The following is a 6,935-nucleotide window of genomic DNA, read 5'->3' as shown; positions in this document are numbered from 1 at the left end:
TTTTATCAACTCTTGTAAGACATTTATCACAACATTTTTTTGTGCTTTCAAATAGCTCTACACCATCTATTGCAACAACCTTTAACCCATCTATAGTACCACCTCTAAAAACCTTATTTTTTATAGTAGTTTTAATTATATGATTATGAATTTCTTTTAATCCATCTAAATCAAAACCACTGAAACATCGCCTAACAGCGTCAATGCGTGGAGTTCTAGTTTTTTTAGGTAACACTTTTTTAAATTTACCTTTTTCAAGCCAATGGTCTAATCTATTGAAACTTCTTATTTGAAGCATAAATCCAAATAAAACAATAAAAGCAATTGTTGAAATTTTTACTTCTGATTTTACTCTTTTATCTTTTAAGGTATTGATTTTTTCACCTATATGGTATACCTTATTAGTATAGGTGAGTAATTGTTTCAAATAACTTTTGCTCATTTTATCAGCATCCTTTTTGTGTGAATTTCTAAACAAAACTATTATAAAAAGGATGCTTTTATTTTGCAACTTTTTTCTCTATAATTTCCAGTAAAAATCGGAAAATCTCATATTTCCACTGATTATTCTTAAATTCTTATAAATCAACGGGCTACCGACCTGAAAAATTTTTAAGTGCTAAACTTCTGTATTCATGTTCCTGAAGGTGCAGTGCCAAAGGATGGACCTTCAGCAGGAGTTACAATAATTACAGCTTTAGTATCTGCATTAAGCAATAATAAGGTTAAACACAATGTTGCTATGACTGGTGAAATTACACTTGCAGGTAGGGTGCTACCTATAGGAGGATTAAAAGAAAAATCATTATCAGCATATAGGGCAGGCATTGATACAATAATAATACCTAAGGGTAATGAAAAAGATTTATCTAAATTACCAAAGTCAATTATGAGTAAACTTAATTTTATTTTAGTAAGTGATGTGAAGGAAGTACTTGAAAATGCATTAATTGGAGATGAAAAGAATGATGATTAAGCAGGCAGAATTTTTAATATCGGCAGTAAAACCAAGTCAATATCCTGATTTGGGTTTTAATGAAGTAGCTTTTGTGGGAAGGTCTAATGTTGGAAAATCGTCCTTAATAAATACTTTAACAAATAGAAGAAAATTAGTTAAAGTTAGTGGTACACCAGGTAAAACAAGGCTTATAAATTTCTTTTTAATAAACGGTAAATATTGTTTTGTTGATTTACCAGGATACGGATATGCTAAGGTTTCTAAAGTAGAAAAACAAAAGTGGGGCAAAATGATAGAAGATTACTTAATTAAAAGAGATAATTTAAAGAAGGTTGTATTGCTTTTAGATATTAGACACAAACCTACACAAGATGATATACAAATGTATGAGTGGATTAAGTATTATGGATATGAAATAATAATTGTTGCAACTAAGAAGGATAAATTGAGTAATAATCAAATAGCTAAAAGCGATAAAGTTATAAGACAAACATTAAAATTAGACAAAGACGAAAAAATAATTCACTTTTCTTCATTAAAAAAGCAAGGAAAAGAGGAATTACTAGAAGCTATTTTTAAAAATTTAGATTAATATTTAATTAAGTATTATTGATAAGACTGGATATCTTAAAAAATGAGATGTTCAGTCTTTTTTTGTGTCAATTTATAATTTACAGAATAATATATAGTATGAAACGTAAACTTTGACCATTACTTAAGATTAGTACTCGTGATTAGAGGAATCTTCTGAAAGGAGGAAGTGATGTGGACTTAAATGACATGTTAAATAATTTTATGAACTCAGGAAATATAAACAGCGACACCATTAATTCTTTTATAAGTGGTTTTCAGAACAAAGGAAGTTTCGGGGGCATATTGCTCATACTGATTATACTTGCTGCATTGTGTAGACGTGGATATGGCGGATATGGTGGATATAGTAGTTGTGGTTGTAACACCTGTGGTAGCTGTGGTTGTAATACTTGTGGTTGCTGTTATGATCCATGCGATTTATGCTGCTGTTCTCGTAAAAAACGAAAAAAGTGCAGAAAGTATTATAAAAAATATAGAAAGTATTTGTGTGAATGCCTTTGCGAACAACAATACGATTGTGGATGCTGTAGCGACAACTGTTGCTGTGGATACAGTAGCTGCGGTGGATACGGTAATTATGGCGGATACGGTGGATATGGTTATGGATATTACCCAATGATTATATTGATAATTTTAATATTCATTATTTTAAGAAGAAACAACTTAAGTTCTTTAAGTAGCATATTTAATTCAAGTAGTTTTCAAAATCAACAGTGAACTAAAGCTAAATAAGTGATATTACAAATGCTCAGAAAGGAGAGATTTATATGTCAAGACATTGCTCATGCTATTGTAAGCACAATAGATGCTGTAGTTGTTATAATAAATGTGGTAGTTGTTACAATAGATGTGGTAGTTATAACAGATGTGGACAGGGAGGATGTAATTTCCCAAGCTTTATAATACTGATATTGATTCTTTTGCAATTTAAAGGGAATTCTTGTGGATGCTCACAGGGTATTGACAAAGGGATCATATTTGTAATTGCTCTTTATTACTTGTCATGTTGTAATCCATGTAGTAAAGGCTTAATTGGAGGCTATTAAAAATAATTAAATAAATTTTTATAACCAAAGTTTAGAAAGGAGGGTTAATATGTCAAGAAAATGCTGTAACTATTGTGTTCCTTATGGAAATAGCTGTGGTTTAGGATATGGATTAGGACATTCTCTAGGTTGTGGTTCAGGCTGTTGCAATTTCCCAAGTTTTATAATATTAATTCTTATACTTCTCCAATTCAGAGGACATTCTTGTTCAGATGATCCATGTGGTAACAGCGGTGGTATAGTAGATAAAGGGATTTTATTCATAATTGCTCTTTACTATTTATCATGTTGTAATCCTTGTGGAAGAAGATATTAATAATTTAATTATTAAGGAGGGTAAATGCCCTCCTTTAAACAGGAGGTGAGTGCATTTTGTCAAAACATCATAAACATAAAAAATATAAAAATAATTATAACTACATTGATGAAGCAATGGTGAATCCAAATTCCTATATTCCACAGCAAAACAATATTATGTCGAACAATGGAATGCCGAATAACGGAATGCAGAATAATCAAAATCCTTTTGCAATGCAGAATACAGGAAATAATATGATGCCGAATGCAACGTTAAAATCTTTATTTCCAAATAGTTTTAACAGTAATCCAATTCTTAACTTATTAGGGAATATTGACATAAATTTGCTTGCAAAATTGTTGCTTAATAATAATTCAAAAACATCAAATGATGTAAATGAACAAAATACAGATCAAAATTCATTTCAAGAGTTGTTTAAAAATATAGATCAAAATCAACTGCAAGATTTATTAAAAAATGTTGATGAAAAACAAATAAATTCGCTATTAGGTATGTTATCTACAAATGCCAAAAATCAATCTGAAAATCAGGAAGAAATCATGCAAAATGAATATGAGTATGATGACAGTGTAGTAGAGGTATATGATAAAAAATATAAAGCTGCTGATATAGTAAATATAATATTAGCTCTTTTTGATCAGAAGAATACAGAATTTCTCGATAAAGTTATGGACATATATCAAGAGAATTATGTAGTACAAGAAAATTATGAAGTGCTAACTGAAGAATAACATGCTAGGTCGCATGTTATTCTGCTTATATCGCATTTAGATTTTGAGGTTGATTATTTAGAACTTCTTCAGATGTTTCTGGTAAAGCCATTTCGCATTTGCCATTTAATATTCCACCTTCATTAATGATGAGTTTTTTTACAAGAATATTACCATTGATTTTGCCAGAATTATTAATTATTAATGAGTCCTTACAGGTTATATTTCCGAGTACTTTTCCACTTATATTTGCATTTGTGCATGTGATATTACCTTTGCATGTACATGTTTCACTAATTATGATATCTTCATCCCAATAAATATCGCCATCTACGTAACCATCAATTTTAATTAAGCCTGTACCATTTAAAGAACCTATTATATTGCATTGTTCTCCTATGAGTGTTTTTATTTCACTATTTGTAGCGATATAATCATTATTACCTTTTTTAAACATAATATCCTCTCCTAAATAAATTTTAAAGATATTTTACATTTAATGGATTAAAATTTGCTTATTTATAGTATATTTCATTAAAGTGCAAATTATAACTAAAATACAAGTTATAACTACAAAATATGGAAGTTTTCTTAAAGCATATAAAATATACTGAAATATTGGTTGATTAAATTATATTTTTAAGTAAGCAAAAATCATTACAAATAATTTATAAATGATTTTATAAATTTAATTTGTAATATAATTTATATATTTTTTTATGAATAAAAAAGATAAAATAGGTTAGAATTATAACTGTAGGTGGAGAAAATCCCAAAAACTAAGTTTTCACATTATAAGAAACCCCCCATCCCCCTAAGAACCGCAAGAGCGGTTCTTTTAATCTTTGTTTTTACACTCTATATTACTGATTTTGTAAACTAATATTTCCTTATTAGAGCAATGTGTTAAGTATAATGTGAATGTATAATTTTTAATATAGTTATCTTTTGAATTTCCTCTGAAATTTAATATCCATTTTATATTGTTTTTGGAATTATTCTTATGAGAGTTATTTTTAATGGGCATAAATATAGCATCTTGAAACGTCAGTGTAGTTTTTTCTTTCTTTAATTTGCTAAATATTTTTAAACTATTTTTATCGATTGTGTCGCAAAATGCACGTGAATGATCGTTAAAATCATAATACTGAATATTTTCAACATAATCAATGAAATCTAAAATAATATTGAGTCCCATATAAGTATTAGGCATATTATATTTATAGCTTTTAATGTTATTGTCAATAAACATACATTTTTGAGCATGAATTTTTCCGTTAATATAATTTGCTGAAATAAAGTCATTTGAATTGTATAAAAATCCCAATATATTGTTTGAACTATAGAATATATTTTCAAAAGTTTTATTTTTTTTCACAAATATTGCTTGAATAGGTTTGTTGTTTAAAGAAGATTGAATAAAAATTTCAGGTATATTATCTCCAGTAATATCTTTTAGGTTGGTTCTCATCTGCCAATAAGAATAATATTTACCTAACGAATAGTGTTTTTTGCTTGGCTTAAGTTCTATATTTTTATTTTTTGTTTTAATTTGAACATAATAATTATTATGTTCTGAAGTGATGTACAGAATATCTTTATAGCCATCTCCTGTCATATCTACTTTAACAAGTTGTGTTTTGTCAATTATGCTGAAAGTTGGTATGGTAGATGTTTTTGAATGTGTATTTATAAATATAAGTATTAAAGCAACTATTAATATAATAGAAAAAATATATTTCTTTTTTACTTTCATATTATTCACCTCAATAGATTATATGAAAAATTTATATTATTATTAATTCTGCACAAAATAAAAATAGGTTTGATTTAATAACTAGGAGTGATAATATGAAATGTACCTTAAAATATAAAACAGTTTTAATTATAGTAATAATAGTATTCTCATTAAATATATTTGGGTGTAGCAAAAAGCAAGAAAGTAAAAAAGAGGAAAAGTCTAAATTAAATGTTTATATAAATATTGATGATGAATATTCATTAAAAGAGGTGAATTTTATCATAAATGAATTTCAAAATGCTAATGAAAATGTTGATGTTAAATTTACGGGTGGAATTGGCGATAGGAAATTGGTAAATAATGAAGAAAATTTAATAGAAAGGTCAGATATAATATTTGCATCAAGAAATAAAATGATTGATATGAAGAAAAAAGGGTTGCTTGCTAATCTATCAGACAAATACGACGAAAACCAAATTAAAGAAAGGTATTATAATGTTATTGGAGCATATGGAAGAATAGGAGAGGAATATTATGGTATAGGTTTAATGCCGTATTCAATTGAATTTTTGTACAATAAAGATGCTTTGAGAAAATTAAATATTAGTTTTCCAAGTAATGTTGATGAATGGATTAAAATATTAAAGATTTACAAAGATAATGGAGTTCAAGTTCCAATTGTAATGAATAAAGAAATGGAAATAGAGAATGTTATTGGTTCAATTATAATCAATAGTAATGTTAATATGGAAAATATAACAGGAATGTATGATAGCGGATTCAATCAATACAGCAAGGTTACGAATATGCAAAGAGCGTTTAATATTATTCATGAATTTGTTAGAAATGGATATTTTAATAATAGTATTTTTATAAATGGAGATGAAAAGGATATAGATAGATTTTTAAAGGGAGAATTTCCATTAATTATATCTAGTTCTTATTATCATAATAAATTTAATGAAAGCAATATAGGAATTGTTAGGGAATATTATAATAATACGCTCGTATGTAATATTCCAGTAATAGTAGAGCCGTTACTTTGTGTAAGCGAAAAAAATAGTAACAGCATTGAAGTAAATAATTTCATTAAGTTTGTTCTTAGTGATGAGTTTCAAAATAAATTAGTGAATTTGGGATATATTACAGGTAATAAGAAGGCTAATAGAGAATTTACATCTTTGAACAAGATAATAGTTGAACATATAAATAATGCATCAAGCAGTTCAATATTGTTCACATATAACATGCCTAAAAAAATAAATAAAAATATAGCACATTCTATTGCAGAAATTTTAAAAGGAAGATATACAGGAAAAGAGTGGTATGAAATACTCAAGAATACCTATTAGAGAATATTACTTGATATTATAGTGATAATTTGTACTTAAAAAGTTGTTAAAAGCTTATAATTCTTTAACGTACCTAGCAGAAGTCTCACATCTTCTATAAGTGGGAGATGAATGCGTAAAAACAACTTGCTCCTATTATTTTATTTTTTTTGTACTAAAATAAAGTCAGCAGTAAATAATATAAATGAGTGATAGTAATGAAATTAGATACAAAT

8 protein-coding genes and 2 pseudogenes are annotated in these 6,935 nt (G+C 27.2%); 7 read left to right on the top strand and 3 right to left on the bottom strand.

Going from position 1 to position 6,935, the window contains the following annotated elements; all coding sequences use genetic code 11:
- Positions 1 to 442: pseudogene (locus CLTEP_RS12910) on the bottom strand (transposase); the annotation flags it as partial.
- Between the two features lie 189 nt (positions 443 to 631).
- Here CLTEP_RS12910 and CLTEP_RS12905 point away from each other — a divergent pair.
- The 6 genes and pseudogenes from CLTEP_RS12905 to CLTEP_RS12885 form a co-directional block, all read left to right on the top strand.
- Positions 632 to 976: pseudogene (locus CLTEP_RS12905) on the top strand (S16 family serine protease); the annotation flags it as partial.
- Positions 966 to 1,550 (top strand): ribosome biogenesis GTP-binding protein YihA/YsxC, encoded by a 585-nt coding sequence (gene yihA / locus CLTEP_RS12900; RefSeq protein ID WP_066827357.1) that lies wholly within the window; start codon positions 966 to 968, stop codon positions 1,548 to 1,550. The pseudogene CLTEP_RS12905 and the gene yihA, both read left to right, overlap by 11 nt.
- 173 nt (positions 1,551 to 1,723) lie before the next feature.
- Positions 1,724 to 2,269, top strand: coding sequence for a hypothetical protein (locus CLTEP_RS14720; RefSeq protein ID WP_153016341.1), 546 nt, complete (start codon positions 1,724 to 1,726; stop codon positions 2,267 to 2,269).
- Positions 2,270 to 2,296: 27 nt separating this feature from the next.
- The gene (locus CLTEP_RS14945; RefSeq protein ID WP_161938382.1) at positions 2,297 to 2,455 is read left to right on the top strand and encodes a hypothetical protein; all 159 of its coding nucleotides are present in this window, start codon (positions 2,297 to 2,299) and stop codon (positions 2,453 to 2,455) included.
- A 192-nt stretch (positions 2,456 to 2,647) separates the two neighbouring features.
- Entirely contained in the window at positions 2,648 to 2,914 is a 267-nt protein-coding gene (locus CLTEP_RS12890; RefSeq protein ID WP_066827350.1) for a hypothetical protein, read from the top strand.
- A gap of 56 nt (positions 2,915 to 2,970) precedes the next feature.
- Positions 2,971 to 3,648, top strand: coding sequence for a hypothetical protein (locus tag CLTEP_RS12885; protein ID WP_066827348.1), 678 nt, complete (start codon positions 2,971 to 2,973; stop codon positions 3,646 to 3,648).
- 25 nt (positions 3,649 to 3,673) lie between these two features.
- Here the strand turns inward: CLTEP_RS12885 and CLTEP_RS12880 are convergent, their stop codons facing one another.
- Positions 3,674 to 4,084 carry a bactofilin family protein gene (locus CLTEP_RS12880; protein ID WP_066827346.1) on the bottom strand — a complete coding sequence of 137 codons (411 nt, stop codon included), beginning with the start codon at positions 4,082 to 4,084 and terminating at the stop codon, positions 3,674 to 3,676.
- 381 nt (positions 4,085 to 4,465) lie between these two features.
- Positions 4,466 to 5,383 (bottom strand): FG-GAP repeat domain-containing protein, encoded by a 918-nt coding sequence (locus CLTEP_RS12875; RefSeq protein ID WP_066827344.1) that lies wholly within the window; start codon positions 5,381 to 5,383, stop codon positions 4,466 to 4,468.
- Positions 5,384 to 5,478: 95 nt separating this feature from the next.
- Between CLTEP_RS12875 and CLTEP_RS12870 the strand changes: the two genes are divergently transcribed.
- Positions 5,479 to 6,720, top strand: a complete 1,242-nt coding sequence (locus CLTEP_RS12870) for an ABC transporter substrate-binding protein (RefSeq protein WP_066827343.1) — start codon at positions 5,479 to 5,481, stop codon at positions 6,718 to 6,720.
- Positions 6,721 to 6,935: the final 215 nt, after the last annotated feature.

Origin of the sequence: Clostridium tepidiprofundi DSM 19306 (genome assembly GCF_001594005.1) — a bacterium.
Classification (GTDB): domain Bacteria; phylum Bacillota; class Clostridia; order Clostridiales; family Clostridiaceae; genus Clostridium_AC; species Clostridium_AC tepidiprofundi.
This window is presented reverse-complemented; position numbering and strand designations above follow the sequence as displayed.

What these genes read in the sequence shown, in the direction of transcription:
- CLTEP_RS14945 (WP_161938382.1), top strand. Translation starts at nt 2,297, where the DNA reads ATGCTCAGAAAGGAGAGATTTATATGTCAAGACATTGCTCATGCTATT.
- CLTEP_RS12880 (WP_066827346.1), bottom strand. Translation starts at nt 4,084, where the DNA reads ATGTTTAAAAAAGGTAATAATGATTATATCGCTACAAATAGTGAAATA.
- CLTEP_RS12875 (WP_066827344.1), bottom strand. Translation starts at nt 5,383, where the DNA reads ATGAAAGTAAAAAAGAAATATATTTTTTCTATTATATTAATAGTTGCT.
- CLTEP_RS12890 (WP_066827350.1), top strand. Translation starts at nt 2,648, where the DNA reads ATGTCAAGAAAATGCTGTAACTATTGTGTTCCTTATGGAAATAGCTGT.
- CLTEP_RS12870 (WP_066827343.1), top strand. Translation starts at nt 5,479, where the DNA reads ATGAAATGTACCTTAAAATATAAAACAGTTTTAATTATAGTAATAATA.
- yihA (WP_066827357.1), top strand. Translation starts at nt 966, where the DNA reads ATGATGATTAAGCAGGCAGAATTTTTAATATCGGCAGTAAAACCAAGT.